This is a genomic window from Pseudomonas sp. PARCl1, assembly GCF_947311875.1.
In the GTDB taxonomy this organism is placed as follows: domain Bacteria; phylum Pseudomonadota; class Gammaproteobacteria; order Pseudomonadales; family Pseudomonadaceae; genus Aquipseudomonas; species Aquipseudomonas juntendi.
Map to the genome: position 1 here is coordinate 1 of NZ_CAMZMX010000044.1, position 19,723 is coordinate 19,723.

Below are 19,723 nucleotides of genomic sequence, written 5' to 3' on the forward strand. Positions count from 1 at the left end.
TTAAACTGTCTGGTGTACTTGCTCATATGAAACGCCCCTGAGGTTGGATTTTTGTCCAACGTCAGGGGCGCAGTTCAGGTGAATCGCGCAGGCTTTTCGAATTCTGAGAAAGACAGCTGCTCCTGCAAGTACGCCGGCAACTCCAAGCCAGCGCAGACCCCCTGTGGGAGCGGGCATGCCCGCGAACACCGGCGCAGCCGGTGCCATCCACCGCGTCGCCTGCTTCGCGGGCTTGCCCGCTCCTACAGGTGAATCGCGCAGGCTTTTCAAATTTTGAGAAAGACAGTTGCTCCTGCAAGTACGGCGGCAACTCCAAGCCAACGCAGACACCCTGTGGGAGCGGGCATGCCCGCGAACACCGGCGCTGCCGGTGCCAGACACCGCGTCGCCTGCTTCGCGGGCTTGCCCGCTCCTACAGGTGAATCACGCAGGCTTTTTCAAATTTTGAGAAAGACAGTTGCTCCGCCTTCGAAGGCAGGGCCAGCCCAGGCTTACGCCGGTGCCGAGGTCCGGATCAGGTGGTCGAAGGCCGCCAGCGAAGCCTTGGCCCCCTCACCCACCGCAATCACGATCTGCTTGTACGGCACGGTGGTCACGTCCCCCGCAGCGAACACCCCTGGAATGCTGGTCTGGCCCTTGGCATCGACAATGATCTCGCCGCGCGGTGACAGCTCGACGGTACCTTTGAGCCAGTCGGTGTTCGGCAACAGGCCAATCTGCACGAAGATGCCTTCCAGCGCGACTTCATGCTGCTCGTCCGTGGCGCGATCCTTGTAGCGCAGGCCAGTGACTTTCTCGCCGTTGCCAAGCACCTCGGTAGTCAGCGCACTGGTGATCACTTTCACATTAGGCAAACTGTGCAGCTTGCGCTGCAACACCGCGTCGGCGCGCAGTTGGCTGTCGAATTCGATCAGCGTCACCTGGGCAACAATACCGGCCAGGTCAATGGCGGCCTCAACACCCGAGTTGCCACCACCAATCACCGCCACGCGCTTGCCTTTGAACAACGGGCCGTCGCAGTGCGGGCAGTAGGCCACGCCACGCGCGCGGTATTCCTGCTCACCCGGCACGTTCATTTCACGCCAGCGGGCACCGGTGGCCAGGATCACGGTCTTGGCCTTGAGCGATGCGCCGCCCGCCAGGCGCACTTCATGCAAGCCGCCGTCGGTGGCCGGAACCAATGCTTCGCCGCGCTGCAGGTTCATGATGTCGACGTCGTACTGCTTGACGTGCTCTTCGAGTGCAGTCGCCAGTTTTGGCCCTTCGGTTTCCTGCACCGAGATGAAGTTTTCGATGGCCAGGGTGTCGAGTACCTGGCCACCGAAGCGCTCGGCAGCCACGCCGGTACGAATGCCCTTGCGCGCTGCGTAGATGGCAGCCGCCGCGCCAGCCGGGCCACCGCCCACAACCAGCACATCGAAAGCGTCCTTGGCGTTGATCTTCTCGGCCTGGCGCGCACCGGCGCTGGTGTCGATCTTGCCGAGGATTTCCTCCAGGCCCATGCGCCCCTGGCCAAACAACTCACCGTTCAGGTAGATGCTCGGTACTGCCATGATCTTGCGCGCTTCCACTTCACCCTGGAACAGCGCGCCGTCGATGGCCACGTGGCGCACGTTGGGGTTGAGCACGGCCATCAGGTTCAACGCCTGGACCACGTCCGGGCAGTTCTGGCACGACAGCGAGAAATAGGTTTCGAAGGTGAATTCGCCTTCCAATGCCTGGATCTGTTCGATCACTTCGGCACTGGCCTTGGAAGGGTGGCCGCCGACTTGCAGCAGTGCCAGCACCAGCGAGGTGAATTCGTGGCCCATGGGGATTCCGGCGAAGCGCAGGCTGATACCTTTGCCATCGGCGCCAGCACCCGGGCGGCTCAACGAGAACGATGGGCGACGGGCATCGGTGCCGTCCGCGCTGAGGGTAATGAGTGTGGACAAGCTGGCGATCTCCACCAGCAGGTCATGCAATTCACGGGACTTCGCGCCGTCGTCGAGGGAGGCAACGATCTCGATCGGCTGGGTGACCCGCTCCAGGTAGGTTTTCAGTTGCGATTTAAGCGTGGCGTCCAACATACGGGCGATTCCTTCTTCAATACTCGGATACAAAAACGCCCAGGCGAGGTCGCCCGGGCGTTTGACGGGGCGGTAGCTTGTTCAGCTTTGGCGGCTGCCTACCGCCCGCGTTGTTGCGCGCATGGCCTTAGATCTTGCCGACCAGGTCCAGCGATGGCGCCAGGGTGGCTTCGCCTTCTTTCCACTTGGCCGGGCAAACTTCGCCTGGGTGGGCAGCAACGTACTGGGCAGCTTTCACTTTGCGCAGCAGCTCAGCTGCATCGCGGCCTACACCACCGTCGTTCAGTTCCACGATCTTGATCTGGCCTTCCGGGTTGATCACAAAGGTACCGCGATCGGCCAGGCCAGCTTCTTCGATCAGCACGTCGAAGTTGCGCGAGATGACGTGGGTTGGGTCACCGATCAGCGGGTACTGGATCTTGCCGATGGTGTCCGACGTGTCGTGCCAGGCTTTGTGGGTGAAGTGGGTGTCGGTGGACACGCCGTAGATTTCCACGCCCAGCTTCTGGAACTCGGCGTAGTTGTCGGCGAGGTCACCCAGCTCGGTCGGGCAAACGAAGGTGAAGTCGGCCGGGTAGAAGAACACGACGGACCACTTGCCTTTCAGGTCGGCTTCGCTGACCTGCACGAACTCGCCTTTGTGGTAGGCGGTAGCGTTGAACGGTTTGACCTGGCTGTTGATGATTGGCATGAGAGACGCTCCTTCATGGGGTTGGAATCAGTTGATGGATAGAATCCTAACTAATCATCCCGCTGAAGGCTCATTGGCAAAGCTCATGCTCGTGATTGGTTTTGGCTATAGCCAGAGGTACTTGATAGAAGACTCAGTTGTAGGAGCGGGCTGCCCCGCCCCTTCAACGTAACGCATAGATCAACGGCTAGCCGTACGCAGGGTGACGAACTCTTCGGCGGCCGTCGGGTGCACGCCGATGGTTTCGTCGAATTGCTGCTTGGTGGCGCCGGCCTTCAGGGCAATACCCAGGCCCTGAATGATCTCGCCGGCATCAGGGCCGACCATGTGGCAGCCCAGCACCTTGTCGGTGTCGGCATCGACCACCAGCTTCATCAGGGTCTTTTCCTGGATGTCGGTCAGGGTCAGTTTCATGGCGCGGAAGCGGCTTTCGAATATCTGCACCTTGTGCCCTGCCGCCAGCGCCTGTTCTTCCGTCAGCCCCACGGTACCGATTGGCGGCTGGCTGAACACGGCTGTGGGGATGTTCTGGTAGTCCACCGGGCGGTACTGCTCGGGCTTGAACAGGCGCCGCGCCACCGCCATGCCTTCGGCCAGCGCCACCGGGGTCAGTTGCACCCGGCCAATCACGTCACCAATGGCCAGGACCGACGGCGCGGTCGTCTGGTATTGTTCATCGACCCGGATATAGCCACGCTCGTCCAGCTCGACGCCGGTGTTTTCCAGGCCCAGGTTGTCCAGCATCGGGCGTCGGCCGGTGGCATAGAACACGCAGTCGGCCTGCAACTCGCGGCCATCCTTGAGCGTGGCCTTCAGGCTACCGTCTTCAAGCTTGTCGATGCGCTGGATATCGGCATTGAACTGCAGGTCGAGGCCGCGTTTTTCCAGCTCTTCCTTCAAATGGGTACGTACCGAACCATCGAAACCGCGCAGGAACAGGTCGCCACGGTACAGCAGCGAAGTAGCCGCCCCCAGGCCCTGGAAGATACCGGCGAACTCAACCGCGATGTAGCCACCGCCGACCACCAGCACCCGGCGTGGCAGGCTCTTGAGGTAGAAGGCTTCGTTGGAGGTGATTGCCAGTTCCTTGCCTGGAATGTCCGGCACCTGCGGCCAGCCACCGGTGGCGATCAGGATGTGCCTGGCACTGTAGCGTTGGCCCTCCACTTCCACTTCATTGGCCCCGGTCAGGCGCGCGTGCCCCTGCAGCAGGGTCACTCCACTGTTCACCAGCAGGTTACGGTAGATGCCGTTCAGGCGCTCGATCTCACGGTTCTTGTTGGCAATCAGGGTGCCCCAGTCGAAGTGCCCTTCTTCCAGGGACCAGCCGTAACCGGCAGCCTGTTCCAGTTCATCGGCCACATGCGCACCGTAGACCAGCAGCTTTTTCGGCACGCAGCCGACGTTGACACAGGTGCCGCCCAGGTAACGGCTTTCAGCCACTGCCACTTTTGCACCAAAACCAGCGGCAAAGCGCGCAGCGCGCACCCCGCCGGAGCCGGCGCCAATCACGAACAGATCAAAATCGTAGGCCATGTGTTCTCTCTCCTAGCAGGCGACCAGCATAACGCACTGAGGCCGCTTTGCAGCCCTTCGTGGCAGACCCGCTCCCATCAGGTGGGCGCACGCCAAAGGCGTGCGCGGTATCTGTAGGAGCGGGCCTGCCCGCGAAGGGCCGCGCGGCGGCCCCAGTCATCGCAATGTTGCTACAAGCAGCGGCTGTATCAGTAAGCCTTGCCAGTCTTGTAGTAGTTCTCGAAGCAGAAGTTGGTCGCGTCGATGTAGCCCTCGGCGCCACCGCAGTCGAAGCGCTTGCCCTTGAACTTGTAGGCGATCACGCAGCCGTTCTGCGCCTGCTGCATCAGCGCGTCGGTGATCTGGATTTCGCCGCCCTTGCCTGGCTCGGTGTTCTTGATGATGTCGAAGATATCCGGCGTCAGGATGTAACGGCCAATGATCGCCAGGTTCGAAGGTGCATCTTCCGGTGCGGGCTTCTCGACCATGTTGGTAACGCGGAAGATGTCGTCACGGATCATGTCACCGGCGATGACACCGTACTTGTTGGTTTCCTGAGGGTCGACTTCCTGGATGGCGATGATCGAGCAGCGGAACTGGTTGTACAGCTTGACCATCTGGGTCAGCACGCCGTCACCTTCCGGGTTGACGCACAGGTCGTCCGCCAGCACCACTGCAAACGGCTCGTCGCCGATCAGCGGGCGCCCGGTGAGAATGGCATGGCCCAGGCCTTTCATTTCGGTCTGGCGGGTGTACGAGAACGAGCACTCGTCCAGCAGACGGCGGATACCGACCAGGTATTTCTCCTTGTCGGTGCCCTTGATCTGGTTTTCCAGCTCGTAGCTGATGTCGAAGTGATCTTCCAGGGCGCGCTTGCCGCGGCCGGTCACGATGGAGATTTCGCTCAGGCCGGCATCCAATGCCTCTTCAACGCCATACTGGATCAGTGGCTTGTTGACCACCGGCAGCATTTCCTTGGGCATGGCTTTGGTAGCAGGCAGGAAGCGCGTACCGTAGCCGGCTGCCGGGAACAAGCATTTCTTGATCATATACGTCCTTACAAAAGGCTAGGCCTGTGGAATTCGGCGCAGTCTAATCAGGCGGCACAAACCTTACAATGCCTGACCTGCGGCCAACCGATGGGTAGATAGAGATAAGCAAGTGTAGATAGTTCCGAGGGATCGCAAATATCGCCAGCAGACATGCAAGTGAAATGCCACAGCTCACGCATGCCTGTGGTGGCCTCCTGGCGAGTAAACCTGCTTCCACAACCACCGTTGCAGGCCAGGTTTACCCGCCAAGCGTTCGCTACAGGCACCCGTCAGCTACCGGTCCCCTGCCCGACCAGCACGCCATCGACCTTCTGCCCATACAGGTTCACGCCGTCATTGGCATGGAATTTCACCCGCGTCTTCTCGACAGAGCCTTCTACCAGGCGGGGATCCTGCGGCCGTTCATGCCGGTTGATCCATGCCGCAACATCCCAGGCCTGCTGGTCGCTGAGGCTGCCCGGCTTGCCCAGTGGCATGTTATACTTGATGAAGGATGCCGCCGTGTTGATACGGTGCATACCGGCGCCCCAGTTGTAGCTGTCCTTGCCCCACAGCGGCGGCATCACATATTCGCCCGCCACTTTCTGCCCTTCACCGTTGTCACCATGGCAAATCGCGCATTGCTCGCGGTACACCTGCTGGCCACGCGTGAAGTCGTACCCGCCTGCAGGCTGCGCGACTTCCGGGTAACCGCGCCCGGCAATTTCGACGCCGGTCGGCGCCTTGGTCGACAGCCAGTACGCGTACACCGACAGCGCCGTCATCTGCGGGCTGTCCGCGGCCGGCGGCTTGCCATTCATGCTGAACTGGAAGCAGCCCTGGATGCGCTCGGCAAAGGTGTTGACCTTGTCGTTTTTCTTGCGATAGGCGGGGTACATGGGGTACGCGCCCCACAGTGGCGCCGAATGGGCCATACGCCCCTGGTCGAGGTGGCAGTTGCTGCAGTTCATGCCGTTGCCCACCGCCTCGGGCATCAGCCGGCGGGTATCGACGAACAAGGCATGGCCTTCACGCACCATCTTGCCGAAGGCATTGGCGGGCAGCTCGTCTTCCGCCGGGGGCGTGAACTGCGGGGCGGTCTGCTTGCCGGGGACCTTCAGTTGCGACTGATCTTCCATGGCGATAGGCGCGGCCTGGGCACTGCCCACAACCAGCAGCAACAGAGCAGGGATCAGCGGTTTCATGGTTTGATCTCCTGGCTGGCGGGGCGGGCGAAGAACTCGGCAACAGCCTTGATCTCGTCATCGGTCATGGCCTTTGCCACGCCGACCATCAGCTGGTTCGGGTCATTGCTGCGGCTGCCGTCGCGCCACGCATTGAGCTGCGCCACCAGGTAACTGGCAGGCTGCCCGGCCAAAGGCGGGAAGTGCTCGCCAACGCCACCGCCACCCGGACCGTGGCATTGCACGCAACCAGGGATATGCCGGTCCCAGTCGCCGTACAGGGCCAGGCGGGTGGTAGGGTCACCGGCAATCTGCTGGCGGCGCCCATCAACAACCTTGACTGCCGGCAGGCTGGCCAGGTAGCTGCTGACGGCGGTGATTTCCTCTTCGCTCAGGGCCTTGGCCAACGGTTCCATCACCGCCTGCTTGCGGCTGCCACTGCGCCAATCATGCAATTGCTTGCTGAGGTAAGCAGCCGGCAGGCCGGCCAGCCGCGGAAAGCCCGCCGCAGCGATGCCCTTGGCGTCCGGGCCATGGCAACCCAGGCAAGCCAGGGCGGCGGGGTTGGCCCCGCCTTGGGTGAAAATTTTCTGGCCATCGGCGGCATGCGCCCCGGGCCAGGCCAGGATCAGCAGGCTGCCGATCACGACGCGACTCAACGGTGTCATCACGAATCTCCATTTCTTTTGTTATAAGCTTAGGCTTAAAAAACATAAGCAAATGGATACTAGCCCCGTCGGGGAAATCGCAACAACGTCAGGCCGGCCGATCTGATGGCCAATAGCCCATTAACCGCCCTTTACTTGCCTCAGATCAACTCCCCGAGATGCAGCGGGTAGCTGCCGTGCGCACATCGCCCAGGCGCAACGGGAAGTTGCTCAGCCGCTCATGCAGCTTGATGCTGCTGCCGCCGCCACGCTCATCGATATCCAGCAGGGCGGCCGGGCCAGCACCTGCTGTCAGCTTCTGCGGCACCGTTAGGCGCAGGCCGTCACCGCGCCGCTCTTCCACCAGTGGGTCACGGCTGTCGGCAAGCTGCGCCTTGACGCAATCGGCATACTCCCGGGGCGTCTTGCCAGAAATCACATCCAGGGTCGCATGCGATTGCTCCAACTCGGAAACACTGACACAGCCACCCAGTGCCAGTGTCAACGCGGCCACCATCCACTTCATCTGTCATACCTCAACTTGTACGAACCCCGTTCGACCACCGTCAGGCAGTTTTGCTCCGTGCTTTGGCAGAATTATCCAAGCCCGGCGAACAGCGCGGCAGTATAACGGCACATCGTGGTATCTTTTGCCTTTGCTGAACCAAACCTTGCGGAGCATCACATGAAATTCGTACACCAGCGCGAGCACCTCAATGAGGACGACATCGTCGTCATCGAGTGTTCCCAGCGCTGCAATATCCGCCTGATGAACGACGCCAATTTCCGCAGCTTCAAGAACGGCGGCCGTCATACCTACCACGGCGGCCACTTCGAGAAGTTTCCGGCGAAGATCACCGTGCCCAGCACCGGTTTCTGGAATATCACCATCGATACCGTGACCACCCGCCCGATCTCGGTTACTCGCAAGCCCACCCTGACCCACAAGATCAAGATCATCCGTCGCTCGTCGTCGAAACTCAGATAAGGCCACCATGACCCAGACCATCAAGTACGTGATCAAATACAAACTCGACGGCCAGCGTCGCTGGGACTTCGCGCTGATGCCCGACGCCTCGCAGGCGCAAGCCCTCGAAGCCTTGCGCAAAATCCATGGTGAAGACGCCGACAAGATCAGCGACATTCAGGTCAGCAAGGCCCTGTAGTAGCCGCCGCACCGTTCGCCCAGCGCAAGGAGACCTCGCATGCGCCACTGGCCCGACCGCCGCATCCTCGACCTGTTGGGCATCGAGTTGCCCATTCTGCAGGCCCCCATGGCGGGGGCAACCGGCTCGGCCATGGCCATTGCGGTGGGCTCGGCCGGCGGCCTGGGCGCCCTACCCTGCGCCATGCTCAACGGTGAGCAGGTGCGCGCCGAAATTGCTGCATTCCGCGCCGGCTGCCCGGGGCGCCCCTTGAACCTGAACTTTTTCTGCCACCAGCCACCCGCGCCCGACGCCGAGCGCGACGCGCGCTGGAAGCAGGCGCTCGCCCCCTACTACAGCGAAGTGGGGGCGGATTTCGCGGCGCCCACCCCGGTCTCGAACCGTGCGCCTTTCGATGAGGCGAGTTGCCAACTGGTCGACCAACTGCGGCCGGAAGTGGTGAGCTTCCACTTTGGCTTGCCCCAGGCCGACCTGCTGCAACGGGTACAGGCCAGCGGTGCCAAGGTGCTCTGCACCGCCACTACCGTGCAAGAGGCCGTCTGGCTGGAGCGCAACGGCTGTGACGCCATCATCGCCATGGGTTATGAAGCCGGCGGCCATCGCGGCATGTTTCTCAGCGACGCCATCACCAGCCAGATCGGCACCTTTGCCCTGGTACCGCAGGTGGCCGACGCAGTCCGCGTGCCGGTCATCGCCGCCGGTGGCATCGCTGACCATCGCGGCCTGGTGGCGGCCCTGGCCCTGGGCGCATCTGCCGTGCAGATCGGCACGGCATACCTGTTCTGCCCCGAGGCCAAGGTTTCGCCAGCACATCGGCAGGCGCTGGACAGTGCGCCTGCCAGTGACACGGCGCTGACCAACCTGTTTACCGGCCGCCCGGCCCGCGGCATCAACAACCGTATCATGCGCGAGCTGGGGCCGATGAGCGCGCTGGCACCAGCGTTTCCGCTGGCGGGCGGGGCATTGATGCCGTTAAGGGCAATCACCGAGCCGCAGGGCAACAGCGACTTCAGCAACTTGTGGTCAGGGCAGGCGTTGCGGTTGGGGCGGCGTATGCCGGCCGAGGCGCTGACCCGGGAGATCGCGGCCAAGGCACTGGCCAGGGTTGCCGGGTAGACCGCGCCTGTGCGGCCTGCGGCAACCTTTCGTTAGCCCGCAATCACACCATCCTTGCGAATGCACCCTGCAGCCCTTCCCGGCAACTGGCCTATCGCTATATAGTTGTGAATATAACGATACCTCAAGGAGCTGCCTGCATGCGTATCCGCCCGTCTCACCTGGCCTTCCCTGCCATGGCCAGTCTGTTTGCCTTCAACACCGCCTGGGCCGACGAGGTTCAAGTGGCCGTCGCGGCGAACTTCACGGCGCCCATCCAGGCCATTGCCAAGGACTTCGAACACGACACCGGCCATACACTGGTCGCGGCTTACGGCGCCACGGGGCAGTTTTACGCCCAGATAAAGAACGGCGCGCCCTTCGAGGTGTTCCTTGCCGCCGATGACACAACCCCGAAAAAGCTCGAGGAAGAAAAGCAGATCGTCCCCGGTTCACGCTTCACCTACGCCATCGGCACCCTGGCGCTGTGGTCGGCGAAAGAAGGCTACGTCGACGCCAAGGGCGAGGTGCTGAAACAGAACGCATTCAGCCACCTGGCCATCGCCAACCCCAAGGCCGCGCCATACGGCCTGGCCGCCACCCAGGTACTGGACAAACTGCAGCTTACCGCGGCCACCAAAGGCAAGATCGTCGAAGGCCAGAACATCACCCAGGCTTTCCAGTTCGTCTCCACCGGCAATGCCGAACTGGGTTTTATCGCGCTGTCACAAATCTTCAAGGACGGTAAAGTGACCCAAGGCTCGGCCTGGATCGTACCGGCCAACCTGCACGACCCGATCCGCCAGGACGCCGTACTGCTCGACAAAGGCAAGGACAACGCTGCCGCCAAGGCCCTGATCGAATACCTGAAGGGGCCAAAGGCCGCCGCCCTGATCAAGTCCTACGGTTATGAAATCTGATGCCGCTGGATGCCAGTGACCTGGGTGCCATCTGGCTGACCGTCAAACTGGCCAGCCTGACCACGGTGATCCTGCTGATCATCGGCACGCCGGTCGCCTGGTGGCTGGCGCGCACGCGCTCCTGGCTACGCGGGCCAGTGGGCGCGGTGGTGGCGCTGCCGCTGGTGCTGCCACCGACCGTCATCGGCTTCTACCTGCTGATCGCCCTCGGCCCCCACGGCTGGCTCGGCCAGGCCACCCAGGCCATGGGCCTGGGCACCGTGGTGTTCAGCTTCACCGGCCTGGTCATTGGTTCGACCGTCTATTCCATGCCCTTCGTGGTCCAGCCGTTGCAGAACGCCTTTGCCGCCATCGGCCAGCGCCCGCTGGAGGTCGCGGCCACCTTGCGCGCCAGCCCGTGGGACTGTTTCCTCCATGTGGTGCTGCCGCTGGCGCGCCCCGGTTTCGTCACCGCCAGCATTCTCGGTTTCGCCCACACCGTGGGTGAATTCGGTGTGGTGCTGATGATCGGTGGCAACATCCCCGACAAGACGCGCGTGGTTTCGGTACAGATCTTCGATCACGTCGAGGCCATGGAATATTCACAAGCACACTGGCTGGCCGGCGCCATGCTGGTGTTCTCGTTCCTGGTGCTGCTGTTGCTGTACACCGGGCGCCGCGGTAAAGCCGGCTGGAGCTGAGATGACTGCATCGATAGTGGCGCGCCTGAACCTGCCACGTGACGACTTTACCCTGGACGTAGACCTGCACTTGCCCGGCCGCGGCATCAGTGCCCTGTTCGGTCAGTCCGGCTCTGGCAAGACCACTTGCCTGCGCTGCCTGGCGGGGCTGGAGCGGGCTGCCAACGCCTATGTCGAGGTCAACGGCGAGGTCTGGCAGGACAGCAGCCGTGGTTATTTCCGCCCTCCCCACCTACGCCCGGTGGGCTATGTATTCCAGGAGGCCAGCCTGTTCCCACACCTGTCGGTGCGCGCCAACCTGGAATTCGGCTGGCGCCGCCTTGCGGCCGCCGAACGCAAAGTCAGCCTGGGCCAGGCCAGCCAGCTGTTGGGTATCGGCCATTTGCTGGAGCGCCGCCCGGCGACTTTGTCGGGTGGTGAGGCGCAGCGGGTTGGCATCGCCCGCGCCCTGCTCAGCAGCCCGCAGCTGCTATTGATGGATGAGCCGCTGGCCGCCCTCGACGGCCCACGCAAGCGCGAGATACTGCCGTACCTGGAACGCCTGCACGGTGAGCTGGACATCCCGCTGGTGTATGTCAGCCACGCACAAGATGAGGTGGCACGCCTGGCCGACCACCTGGTGCTGCTGGAACACGGCCGAGCCGTGGCCAGCGGCCCCATTGGCGAAACCCTCGCCCGCCTCGATCTGCCGCTGGCCCAGGACGACGACGCTGGGGTGGTGTTCGAAGGCCGGGTGGTGGGGCACGACCCGCACTACGATCTGCTCGACCTGCGCCTGCCCGGCGAACATGGGCCCTTGCTACGCATCGCCCATGCCGCCCGGGCCTTGGGCGACACCTTGCGGGTCAAGGTGCAGGCGCGTGACGTAAGCCTGGCACTGACAGCTGACAGCACCTCGAGCATCCTCAACCGTTTGCCGGTACAGGTGCGCGAAACCCGCCCCGCGGCCAACCCGGCGCATGTACTGGTCAGCCTGGACGCTGGCGGCAACCTGCTGCTCGCGCGCATTACCCGGTTTTCGGCAGAGCAGCTCGCCCTGCACGCGGGGCAGGTCGTGTACGCCCAGATCAAATCGGTGGCGCTACTGGGCTGAGCATACCTGGCACGCGTGTTGTCCATTGATCAGTGATCTGATCGAGGCCAAACACCATGCTCGACTGCCCTCTGCCGCGCAGTTTGCACTATGTCGAAGACAGCCAGCCAGGCCTGGCCCGGCGCCGTTGGCGCGACCGCTTCATCTACCTGGACGCCGATGGCGAACGGGTCCGCGACAAGGACACCCTGGCACGCATTGCCGCCCTGGTGATCCCCCCGGCCTACACCGACGTGTGGATCTGTGCCGACCCCCAGGGCCACCTGCAGGCCACCGGCCGTGATGCGCGTGGCCGCAAGCAATACCGCTACCATGTGCAATGGCGCGAACTGCGCGACCAACACAAGTACGGCCGCATGCTGGCCTTCGCCCAGGTTTTGCCGAAACTGCGGGCACAACTGGAAACCTACCTGGCACGCCCAGGGCTGGACCGGGAAAAGGTCATGGCACTGGTGGTGAGCCTGCTGGACCACACGCTGATCCGCATTGGCAACCAGCGCTACCTGCGCGACAACCAGTCGTACGGCCTGACCACCCTGCGCAACCGCCACGTAGAGGTCAAGGGCAGCAGCATTCGCTTCCAGTTCCGCGGCAAGCGCGGTGTCGAGCACAACGTCACCCTCAATGACCGGCGCCTGGCCAACCTGCTCAAGCGCTGCATGGAACTGCCCGGGCAGGCGCTGTTCCAGTACCTGGATGCCGACGGCCAGCGCCATAGCGTCGGCTCGGCCGAGGTCAACCAGTTCCTGCAGCAACTCACAGGTGCCGACTTCACCGCCAAGGACTACCGCACCTGGGCTGGCAGCAGCCTGGCGCTGGACCTGCTCAGGCCGTTGGCCTGGGAACCGGAGGCCGAGGCCAAACGCCAGGTGGCCGCCATCGTTCGCCAGGTGGCCACGCGCCTGGGCAATACCCCGGCGGTCTGCCGCCGCTGCTACATCCACCCCGCCGTACTCGAACACTACGCCCTGGGCCGCCTGGCGGACTTGCCAAAGCACCGCGTACGCAAAGGCCTGGACCCTGAAGAGGTGGCTTTGCTGGTATTTCTTCAAGCCCTAGAGGAACAGGACGGTCATTAAGCCTGTCTATTTAAGCCATGATGCGAAGAAATTTCCCATTGGCCGCCAACGGCCCTATTCTTGCCACCGAGCACCTTGGCCGACAAATCGCTGACGGTTTGCTTTGGCACCTGCAAGTGAAGGTACGCAACAGAATTTTTCTGTCGGGGAATTACTATCCGCCGAAAGCGTCTTTAATGAGAAGGAACAGGGACCCGCTCCCGCCGCCGCGGCAGTTAGCCATGCGGACTTTATTATCACCAAGGAGAACTACATGCTGATACTCACCCGTAAGGTTGGCGAAAGTATCGTCATCAATGATGACATCAAAGTCACCATTCTGGGCGTCAAAGGGATGCAGGTGAGGATCGGTATCGATGCACCGAAGGATGTACAGGTCCATCGTGAAGAGATCTTCAAGCGTATCCAGGCCGGCAGCCCAGCCCCGGAAAAGCACGACGATTCACAGTGAACCCCGGCTGACCAAGCGCATGGATGCGCTCGGCCGCAGGCTTCAGGCTTTCAGTAGCTCACGCACCTTCGCAATCATCTTGTCCATATCGAATGGCTTGTCGAAAATGGCCTCGAACAGGGCAGGACAGACCTGGCTGGCCTGTGCGCCACTCATGAGAATGACTGGCACCTCGCGCAGCGCCGAGCAGTCACGCATGGCGCGCACCAGCTCCTCGCCATTGAGCACCGGCATCATGTAGTCGGTGATCACCAACTGCACGCTCTCGGCCACAAGCATTTCCAGCGCCTTCTTGCCGTTGATGGCCTTTTTCACCTCGTAACCTTCCTCCTCCAGGGCGAAGGCCAGGATATCGGCGATCAAGTATTCGTCATCGACGATCAGAATGGTGTTCATTGCCCCGCCTGTCACCCGCCGTCCTGCGGCACCGGCGTACCCGAAAGCACCCCGCTGTTGCCGGCGAACGCCTTGTGTAGCGTGATGCCCTGGGGCCCGATCAGCAGCTCGTGCAAGGCCGGGTCATGGTGGCTGTCACGCACCTTGAGGATCGACAGCATACGCCGCAGCTGCGAGTCCAGTTCCACAAAGCGCATCAGCATCAGGTTGTCGACGATGCTCGACAGGTCCGGCGCCGGTGCGCTGATCTCGGCGCCGAAAATATCGCGCATTTCCCAGGTCAGCATCACGCTGACGCCGCGCGCGCGCAGCTCACCGGTCAACGCGCGAAAGAACGCATTGAGGCGGGCCGGGTCGGTGGCCAGGCGGCTGAATGCCCCCAGGCTGTCGATCACCACGCGCTTGCTGCCCAGTGCGGCGACCCGCTCCAGCAGCCGCGCGCCCACCTGGTCGAGCAACCCCTCTGTGGTGGGTTGCCAACACAATTGCAAACTGCCGCTTTGCTCCATCGCGGCAAAGTCATACCCCAGCGATGCGGCCTTGCTGCGCAGGCGCTCGGGCGTTTCATAGAAGCCGAAATGCAAGCCTGGCGCTTGCGCGGTACTGGCGCCAAGAAATGCCAGGCACAACGAGCTCTTGCCAATACCGGACGGGCCGATCAACAAGCTGACCGAACCGTTCGCCAGCCCGCCGCCGAGCATTTCATCGAACGTGGGTACCCCGCTGGTGACGCGCCCCACATTGCCGCCGGCGACCTGGCTGGGTTGGCTGAACAGCGCTTCCAGGCGCGGAAACACGTGCATGCCGGCTTCGTCGATCAGGCACTCGTGGCGCCCCGACAACGCCCCACTGCCGCGGGTTTTGCGTAACTGGACATGGCGCACGGCACGGCTGCCCAGTAACTGCTCACCCAGCTCGATGACCCCATCGACCATGGTGTGCTCAGGGCTCCCCTCCTCCAGCCGGGCGCTGGTCAGCAGCAACACGGTACAACCCGCGAACGCCGCGTGGCCTTGCAGTTCGGAGACGAACTTCTTGGTGTCGAGCGTGGTGTGTGCACGGGCGCGGGCATTGAGCACGCCGTCGACGATCAGCAGGCTGGCCTTTTGCCGGGTGATTTCCTGGCGCAGCAAGCGCACCACAGCCTCCAGCCCTTCCTGCTCCAGGGTGTCGAAAGCGCTGACGAACTGGATCTGGTCACCAATCAACCCCTGGTCGAAGAACGCGAGCGTCGACAGGTACTGGAACAAGCGTTCATGTGACTCGCTGAGCAAGGTAGCCACCAGCACCCGACCACCGTCACGCACGTGGTTATGGGCCAGCTGGTTGGCAAGAATGGTCTTGCCGGCACCCGGTGGCCCTTGAACGATGTAGGAGGCGCCAGCCACCAGGCCACCCCTGAGCAACGCATCGAGCCCGTCGATGCCCGTTATCAGCCGCCTGAGTGCCTGTGCCATGTTGTCTACCTGTCGAGTGGGCTGGGTGCCTGATTCTGATACATTGGCAGATAAAGTTGCATGCAAGTTCCACGACCCGGCGCGCTATCGACACGAATAGCGCCGCCGCTCTGCCTGGCGAAGCCGTACACCTGGCTAAGGCCCAGGCCAGTACCCTTGCCAAAGGGCTTGGTGGTGAAGAATGGCTCGAAGATGCGTGGCAGCACTTCGGGCGCGATACCCTCGCCACTGTCCTCCACCCCAAAGCACACAAAGCGGCCGTGCAGCCCTTCCACCTCGCCGGCCAAGTCGACCAGCTCCACCCTCAGGTCGATATGGCCATTGCCGCTGATGGCGTCGCGGGCATTGAACAACAGGTTGAGCAAGACCATTTGCAGCTGCCCGGCATCGACTTCGATCAGCGGCAGGTCCGGTTGCAGCACCACCGTCAGCGTGATCGCACTGGGTAACGCATGCTCCAGCAGGCCACGGGTGGCGGCAACCAGGGCAGCCGGTGCAACACTGGCCACATCGAGCTGGCGGTGGCGGGCGAAGCTGAGCAATTGCTGAGTCAGCTCGGTGCCGCGCTGCCCGGCATCGATGATGTGCTGCAGCATGCGCTGCGCCCGCACCGGGTCCTGGGTAGTCTGCGCCAGGCGTGCCGAGCTGAGAATGATGGTCAGCATGTTGTTGAAGTCGTGCGCCAGGCCACCGGTCAACTGGCCAAGCGCCTCAAGCTTCTGCGCCTGGAACAGCTGGGCGCGCATGGCATCCAATTGCATGGCAGACTCACGACGGTCGGTAATGTCACGGGTGACCTTGGCAAGGCCGACGATCTGGCCGTCTTCGTCGCGAATCACATCCAGCGCGGCCAACGCCCAGAACTGCGTGCCATCCTTGCGTACCCGCCAGCCTTCATCCTGTGCCACACCCTGCTCGAGCGCCTGGCGCAGCAGGCACTCAGGGCGGCCGTCAGCGCAGTCCTGCGGGGTAAAAAACAGCGAAAAGTGCCGGCCGACCACTTCGTCGGCGCTGTAACCCTTGATCCGTTGCGCGCCTGCATTCCACGACACCACATGCCCAGAAGGGTCGAGCATGTAGATGGCATAGTCCACCACCGACTGAACCAGCTGTTCATAACGGTGGGCGGGCATGTCGGGGCGGTCGATGCTATCAGCTGAAACCATGCATACTCCACTGGCACAGCAGGAAGGACAAAATGAACGTAACCCGGTGTGCCCAGCCTTGAGCCATCCCTTGACACTCTTGGATCCAACCAATCTGTAACAGTGGCTTAATGACTGCAACGTGTCAATTGCCCATTACAACTGCCCTCTCATCTGTAGATCATAGGTGCTGCGGTTGACTCAACTATAACAATGGGTTATAAAGCGCGCTTGATTGCAAAGCCCTTCTGCTTAGAAGCGAGCCGGTCGTTCACGACCCCTTCAAGCGTGCGAGTGTGGTGGAATTGGTATACACAGCAGACTTAAAATCTGCTGACTGTCAACGCCTTTTATGTCATGCCATTGCACCTACATAAAGGGCTGTAGACCACGTACAACCAAGCTTCTAGCGTTTGCCCTCCTCCCCTATATCCTTCATTATTTTTGGTCTTTTTGAGAGCTTGGTAGCCATTTGGTAGCCGGCACTTAAAATTAAGCTCAGCTCTCGTAAGCTTTCCTCAGCGCTCGTAAGCCCAAAGTGCCTCCTCCTCGAACAATCTTATATTTTCTAAAATTTTTTCCATCATTAAATCGGCTACCAAACCTGCTGTTGAACGCTGGCATCGACAACATCATCATCGAACGCAAAGACCCCGATTACATCCTCTCCCGCATTCGCGCAGGCGTTCTTGAACAGGGCACTGTTGACCTGCTTCGGGAGGCAGGCGTAGGTGCTCGAATGGATGAAGAAGGCCTCATTCACGACGGGTTCAAAGTGGCGTTCGACGGTCGGAGCGAACATATCGACCTGAAAGCTCTGACCGGTGGCAAAACCGTGATGGTGTACGGTCAGACTGAGGTCACACGCGACCTCCTGCAGACTCGCAAGGGTGCTGGCGGACTTAGCATTTACGATGCTGATGACGTGCAGCCACATGGCCTGCAGAGTGACAAGCCCTATGTCACCTTCGTGAAGAACGGTGAGACGGTCAGGGTTGACTGCGACTACGTGGCTGGCTGTGACGGTTTCCACGGTGTATCTCGCCAGTCGATCCCGGCAGATAAAATCAAGGCCTTTGAGCGAGTGTATCCCTTCGGCTGGTTGGGTGTTCTTGCCGACACCCCGCCAGTGGATGAAGAACTGATCTACGCCCGGCATGAGCGTGGGTTTGCGCTGTGCAGCATGCGCTCCCCAACCCGTACCCGCTATTACGTCCAGGTAGATGCTCAGGAAAAGGTCGAGGACTGGTCAGACGAGCGATTCTGGGGTGAGCTGAAAAGTCGTCTGCCGGAGGATGTGGCCAACCGCCTGGTCACTGGCCCGTCGATTGAAAAGAGCATTGCCCCGCTGCGAAGCTTTGTCGTAGAGCCAATGCAATACGGGCGCATGTTCCTTCTGGGTGATGCCGCACACATTGTTCCTCCGACCGGAGCCAAAGGCCTGAATCTGGCAGCGAGTGATGTGAATACGTTGTATCGCATCATGGTCAAGGTCTATAAGGATGGTCGTACCGATCTGCTGAACAAATACTCAGAGATATGCCTGCGTCGTGTATGGAAGGCAGAACGCTTTTCCTGGTGGATGACCTCCATGCTCCACAACTTCGCAGGTACAGATTCGTTCAGCCAGCGAATTCACGAAACTGAGCTGGATTACTTCGTGTCGTCTGAAACAGGTCGGAAGAGCGTGGCTGAGAACTACGTTGGATTGCCTTACGAATCTATTGACTGAATCTGAGAAATCTCCAGCAACGCCATTGGTATCGAGAGATGCCGGTGGCGTATTGCGTGGCAGCCTACGAATTCACTTGCAGTATGTAATATTCATGCTGTGAGACAGGAAAGGTGGGAGCAGCAGGTGTCGAGATCGTGTTCGCAGTGTTAGCCGGACAAAATCGGTATGTGACAGATCAGTTTGGTTGGGTAGCCACCAGGGCATTGCATCTTACTTTTTCAGCATGATGCAACACCCTGATTCAGTAACGTTGCACTTGGCCTCGGAGCCAAGCGTCTTTCAATCAATAGCCGCTTTCGATCAGCTTGACCAAGTCACCAAGCGTTCTCAGCACAGGGGTATCAACACCCGCATTCCGGCCACGATCAGCGACGGCACCGTTTATGAAGTCGATCTCCGTCCGGCGACGTGCTTCTACGTCTTGAAGCATGGATGGCTTGTGGCTTACATGATTATCAAACGCGTGTTGGATGGCGGTTGCTACGTTACTTTGCTGAGCAGCAATTCCACTGGCATTCGCGACTGCAACCGTTTCCTTGATGATCTGGCTAGCCAAGCTTCTGCCTTGCTCCGATTTTCCGACACCGCCTACAGTCAGGCCACTCACTGCGCAGAGAGAATTCAGTGCCGCATTGAAAGCGACCTTCTCCCAAATTGCCACTTGCACGTCTGGGTTGGCAATGCACTCCAATCCAGCTGCAGTAAAGGCTTCGGCAATGTGATGGACGTTGGCATCATCCTCGCCACTGGCAGTCCAGATGTTGATATGCCCCTCACCGTGGCTACTGACTACACCCGGCTCAATCAAGTCTGCGGGGAAATTGGTCATACCGACAATGATGCGCTCATTTGGTACGACTGCAGCGATTCGCTCAGCGTTTCCCAGGCCATTTTGAACAGACATTGCCCAGGTATTAGGGCCGACCAGGTGCTTTACCGACTCAATCGCCGCTGAGGTGTGAAAGCCTTTGGTGAAAATGATGAGTAGATCGAATGGGTTTTGGAAGTCATCCGCGCGCCCGACAGGCAACATCAGGGTATTGGAGCCACCATGTGATTTGAGGATCAGGCCCTGGCGCTTGATTGCCTGGATGGTTGGCTCGGATGCATCAATCAGGGATACCTCTTGCCCGCCAAGCGCCAAGCGCGCTCCAAAAAGTCCACCCATAGCCCCGGCGCCAATGACTGCAATTCTCATGATATCTCCACAGTATTTAGATTCGTCGCACCTCATGAAATCACGCAACGCCGCATCAGACAAATAAATGATTTTCGATGTGAAAATAGACAAAGCTTATATTTTTTGGGATAGGAACTGGTCGATTGTAGACTGGGATATTGGAGCAATTTCCCTGACATGGATGATCAA

Annotated in this window: 20 protein-coding genes; 9 read left to right on the top strand and 11 right to left on the bottom strand. The window is 60.9% G+C overall.

Translation table 11 applies throughout. The annotated features are described in order from the left end of the window. Positions 1-491: 491 nt before the first annotated feature. The 7 genes from ahpF to QME24_RS19850 all read right to left on the bottom strand — a co-directional run bounded on the left by ahpF (position 492) and on the right by QME24_RS19850 (position 7,663). Entirely contained in the window at positions 492-2,069 is a 1,578-nt protein-coding gene (ahpF, locus tag QME24_RS19820; protein WP_054906212.1) for an alkyl hydroperoxide reductase subunit F, read from the bottom strand. A gap of 127 nt (positions 2,070-2,196) precedes the next feature. Beyond that, entirely contained in the window at positions 2,197-2,760 is a 564-nt protein-coding gene (gene ahpC / locus QME24_RS19825; RefSeq protein WP_004375926.1) for an alkyl hydroperoxide reductase subunit C, read from the bottom strand. 180 nt (positions 2,761-2,940) lie between these two features. Further along, positions 2,941-4,296, bottom strand: a complete 1,356-nt coding sequence (gene gorA / locus QME24_RS19830; protein ID WP_054906213.1) for a glutathione-disulfide reductase — start codon at positions 4,294-4,296, stop codon at positions 2,941-2,943. A gap of 188 nt (positions 4,297-4,484) precedes the next feature. Further along, positions 4,485-5,324 carry a UTP--glucose-1-phosphate uridylyltransferase GalU gene (gene galU, locus QME24_RS19835; protein ID WP_009683182.1) on the bottom strand — a complete coding sequence of 280 codons (840 nt, stop codon included), beginning with the start codon at positions 5,322-5,324 and terminating at the stop codon, positions 4,485-4,487. A 272-nt stretch (positions 5,325-5,596) separates the two neighbouring features. Further along, positions 5,597-6,511 carry a c-type cytochrome gene (locus tag QME24_RS19840; RefSeq protein ID WP_054906214.1) on the bottom strand — a complete coding sequence of 305 codons (915 nt, stop codon included), beginning with the start codon at positions 6,509-6,511 and terminating at the stop codon, positions 5,597-5,599. Then, entirely contained in the window at positions 6,508-7,158 is a 651-nt protein-coding gene (locus QME24_RS19845; RefSeq protein WP_235767794.1) for a c-type cytochrome, read from the bottom strand. The genes QME24_RS19840 and QME24_RS19845 overlap by 4 nt, the downstream gene beginning before the upstream one ends. Positions 7,159-7,303: 145 nt before the next feature. Continuing rightward, positions 7,304-7,663: a hypothetical protein gene (locus QME24_RS19850; RefSeq protein ID WP_161893070.1), complete on the bottom strand. Its 360-nt coding sequence runs from the start codon at positions 7,661-7,663 to the stop codon at positions 7,304-7,306. 159 nt (positions 7,664-7,822) lie between these two features. Here QME24_RS19850 and QME24_RS19855 point away from each other — a divergent pair, with 159 nt between their 5' ends. The 8 genes from QME24_RS19855 (at position 7,823) to csrA (ending at position 13,621) form a co-directional block, all read left to right on the top strand. Further along, positions 7,823-8,125, top strand: coding sequence for a DUF1883 domain-containing protein (locus tag QME24_RS19855; protein WP_003250918.1), 303 nt, complete (start codon positions 7,823-7,825; stop codon positions 8,123-8,125). 7 nt (positions 8,126-8,132) lie between these two features. Continuing rightward, positions 8,133-8,303, top strand: a complete 171-nt coding sequence (locus QME24_RS19860; RefSeq protein ID WP_165944137.1) for a hypothetical protein — start codon at positions 8,133-8,135, stop codon at positions 8,301-8,303. 39 nt (positions 8,304-8,342) lie between these two features. Then, positions 8,343-9,419, top strand: coding sequence for a nitronate monooxygenase (locus QME24_RS19865; protein ID WP_280091414.1), 1,077 nt, complete (start codon positions 8,343-8,345; stop codon positions 9,417-9,419). 176 nt (positions 9,420-9,595) lie between these two features. Beyond that, positions 9,596-10,318 (top strand): molybdate ABC transporter substrate-binding protein, encoded by a 723-nt coding sequence (gene modA, locus QME24_RS19870; protein WP_232892485.1) that lies wholly within the window; start codon positions 9,596-9,598, stop codon positions 10,316-10,318. Next, entirely contained in the window at positions 10,318-10,998 is a 681-nt protein-coding gene (gene modB / locus QME24_RS19875) for a molybdate ABC transporter permease subunit (RefSeq protein ID WP_054905758.1), read from the top strand. Before modA ends, modB begins: the two co-directional genes overlap by 1 nt. A 1-nt stretch (position 10,999) precedes the next feature. Then, entirely contained in the window at positions 11,000-12,091 is a 1,092-nt protein-coding gene (gene modC / locus QME24_RS19880; protein ID WP_232892474.1) for a molybdenum ABC transporter ATP-binding protein, read from the top strand. A gap of 56 nt (positions 12,092-12,147) precedes the next feature. Next, positions 12,148-13,170, top strand: a complete 1,023-nt coding sequence (locus tag QME24_RS19885) for a DNA topoisomerase IB (RefSeq protein ID WP_054905756.1) — start codon at positions 12,148-12,150, stop codon at positions 13,168-13,170. Between the two features lie 253 nt (positions 13,171-13,423). After that, entirely contained in the window at positions 13,424-13,621 is a 198-nt protein-coding gene (gene csrA / locus QME24_RS19890) for a carbon storage regulator CsrA (protein WP_009683195.1), read from the top strand. Between the two features lie 42 nt (positions 13,622-13,663). Here the strand turns inward: csrA and QME24_RS19895 are convergent, their stop codons facing one another. From QME24_RS19895 to QME24_RS19905, 3 genes are read right to left on the bottom strand one after another with little or no spacing between them, the layout of a single operon-like run. Further along, a complete protein-coding gene (locus tag QME24_RS19895; protein WP_054905755.1) occupies positions 13,664-14,017 on the bottom strand; it encodes a response regulator in 354 nt (117 codons plus the stop codon). An 11-nt stretch (positions 14,018-14,028) separates the two neighbouring features. Next, a complete protein-coding gene (locus QME24_RS19900) occupies positions 14,029-15,474 on the bottom strand; it encodes an ATPase domain-containing protein (RefSeq protein WP_054905754.1) in 1,446 nt (481 codons plus the stop codon). 5 nt (positions 15,475-15,479) lie between these two features. Further along, positions 15,480-16,640: a PAS domain-containing sensor histidine kinase gene (locus QME24_RS19905; RefSeq protein ID WP_054905753.1), complete on the bottom strand. Its 1,161-nt coding sequence runs from the start codon at positions 16,638-16,640 to the stop codon at positions 15,480-15,482. A gap of 535 nt (positions 16,641-17,175) precedes the next feature. Between QME24_RS19905 and pobA the strand changes: the two genes are divergently transcribed. Next, the gene (gene pobA, locus QME24_RS19910) at positions 17,176-18,351 is read left to right on the top strand and encodes a 4-hydroxybenzoate 3-monooxygenase (protein ID WP_280091419.1); all 1,176 of its coding nucleotides are present in this window, start codon (positions 17,176-17,178) and stop codon (positions 18,349-18,351) included. 286 nt (positions 18,352-18,637) lie between these two features. On the opposite strand, the gene QME24_RS19915 is transcribed toward pobA, so the two are convergent. Beyond that, positions 18,638-19,552, bottom strand: a complete 915-nt coding sequence (locus tag QME24_RS19915) for a 2-dehydropantoate 2-reductase (RefSeq protein WP_280091413.1) — start codon at positions 19,550-19,552, stop codon at positions 18,638-18,640. Positions 19,553-19,723: the final 171 nt, after the last annotated feature.

Excerpts from the sequence above, each read along its gene's own strand:
- ahpF (WP_054906212.1), bottom strand. The coding sequence starts at position 2,069 with ATGTTGGACGCCACGCTTAAATCGCAACTGAAAACCTACCTGGAGCGG.
- ahpC (WP_004375926.1), bottom strand. The coding sequence starts at position 2,760 with ATGCCAATCATCAACAGCCAGGTCAAACCGTTCAACGCTACCGCCTAC.
- gorA (WP_054906213.1), bottom strand. The coding sequence starts at position 4,296 with ATGGCCTACGATTTTGATCTGTTCGTGATTGGCGCCGGCTCCGGCGGG.
- galU (WP_009683182.1), bottom strand. The coding sequence starts at position 5,324 with ATGATCAAGAAATGCTTGTTCCCGGCAGCCGGCTACGGTACGCGCTTC.
- QME24_RS19840 (WP_054906214.1), bottom strand. The coding sequence starts at position 6,511 with ATGAAACCGCTGATCCCTGCTCTGTTGCTGCTGGTTGTGGGCAGTGCC.
- QME24_RS19845 (WP_235767794.1), bottom strand. The coding sequence starts at position 7,158 with ATGACACCGTTGAGTCGCGTCGTGATCGGCAGCCTGCTGATCCTGGCC.
- QME24_RS19850 (WP_161893070.1), bottom strand. The coding sequence starts at position 7,663 with ATGAAGTGGATGGTGGCCGCGTTGACACTGGCACTGGGTGGCTGTGTC.
- QME24_RS19855 (WP_003250918.1), top strand. The coding sequence starts at position 7,823 with ATGAAATTCGTACACCAGCGCGAGCACCTCAATGAGGACGACATCGTC.
- QME24_RS19860 (WP_165944137.1), top strand. The coding sequence starts at position 8,133 with ATGACCCAGACCATCAAGTACGTGATCAAATACAAACTCGACGGCCAG.
- QME24_RS19865 (WP_280091414.1), top strand. The coding sequence starts at position 8,343 with ATGCGCCACTGGCCCGACCGCCGCATCCTCGACCTGTTGGGCATCGAG.
- modA (WP_232892485.1), top strand. The coding sequence starts at position 9,596 with ATGGCCAGTCTGTTTGCCTTCAACACCGCCTGGGCCGACGAGGTTCAA.
- modB (WP_054905758.1), top strand. The coding sequence starts at position 10,318 with ATGCCGCTGGATGCCAGTGACCTGGGTGCCATCTGGCTGACCGTCAAA.
- modC (WP_232892474.1), top strand. The coding sequence starts at position 11,000 with ATGACTGCATCGATAGTGGCGCGCCTGAACCTGCCACGTGACGACTTT.
- QME24_RS19885 (WP_054905756.1), top strand. The coding sequence starts at position 12,148 with ATGCTCGACTGCCCTCTGCCGCGCAGTTTGCACTATGTCGAAGACAGC.
- csrA (WP_009683195.1), top strand. The coding sequence starts at position 13,424 with ATGCTGATACTCACCCGTAAGGTTGGCGAAAGTATCGTCATCAATGAT.
- QME24_RS19895 (WP_054905755.1), bottom strand. The coding sequence starts at position 14,017 with ATGAACACCATTCTGATCGTCGATGACGAATACTTGATCGCCGATATC.
- QME24_RS19900 (WP_054905754.1), bottom strand. The coding sequence starts at position 15,474 with ATGGCACAGGCACTCAGGCGGCTGATAACGGGCATCGACGGGCTCGAT.
- QME24_RS19905 (WP_054905753.1), bottom strand. The coding sequence starts at position 16,640 with ATGGTTTCAGCTGATAGCATCGACCGCCCCGACATGCCCGCCCACCGT.
- QME24_RS19915 (WP_280091413.1), bottom strand. The coding sequence starts at position 19,552 with ATGAGAATTGCAGTCATTGGCGCCGGGGCTATGGGTGGACTTTTTGGA.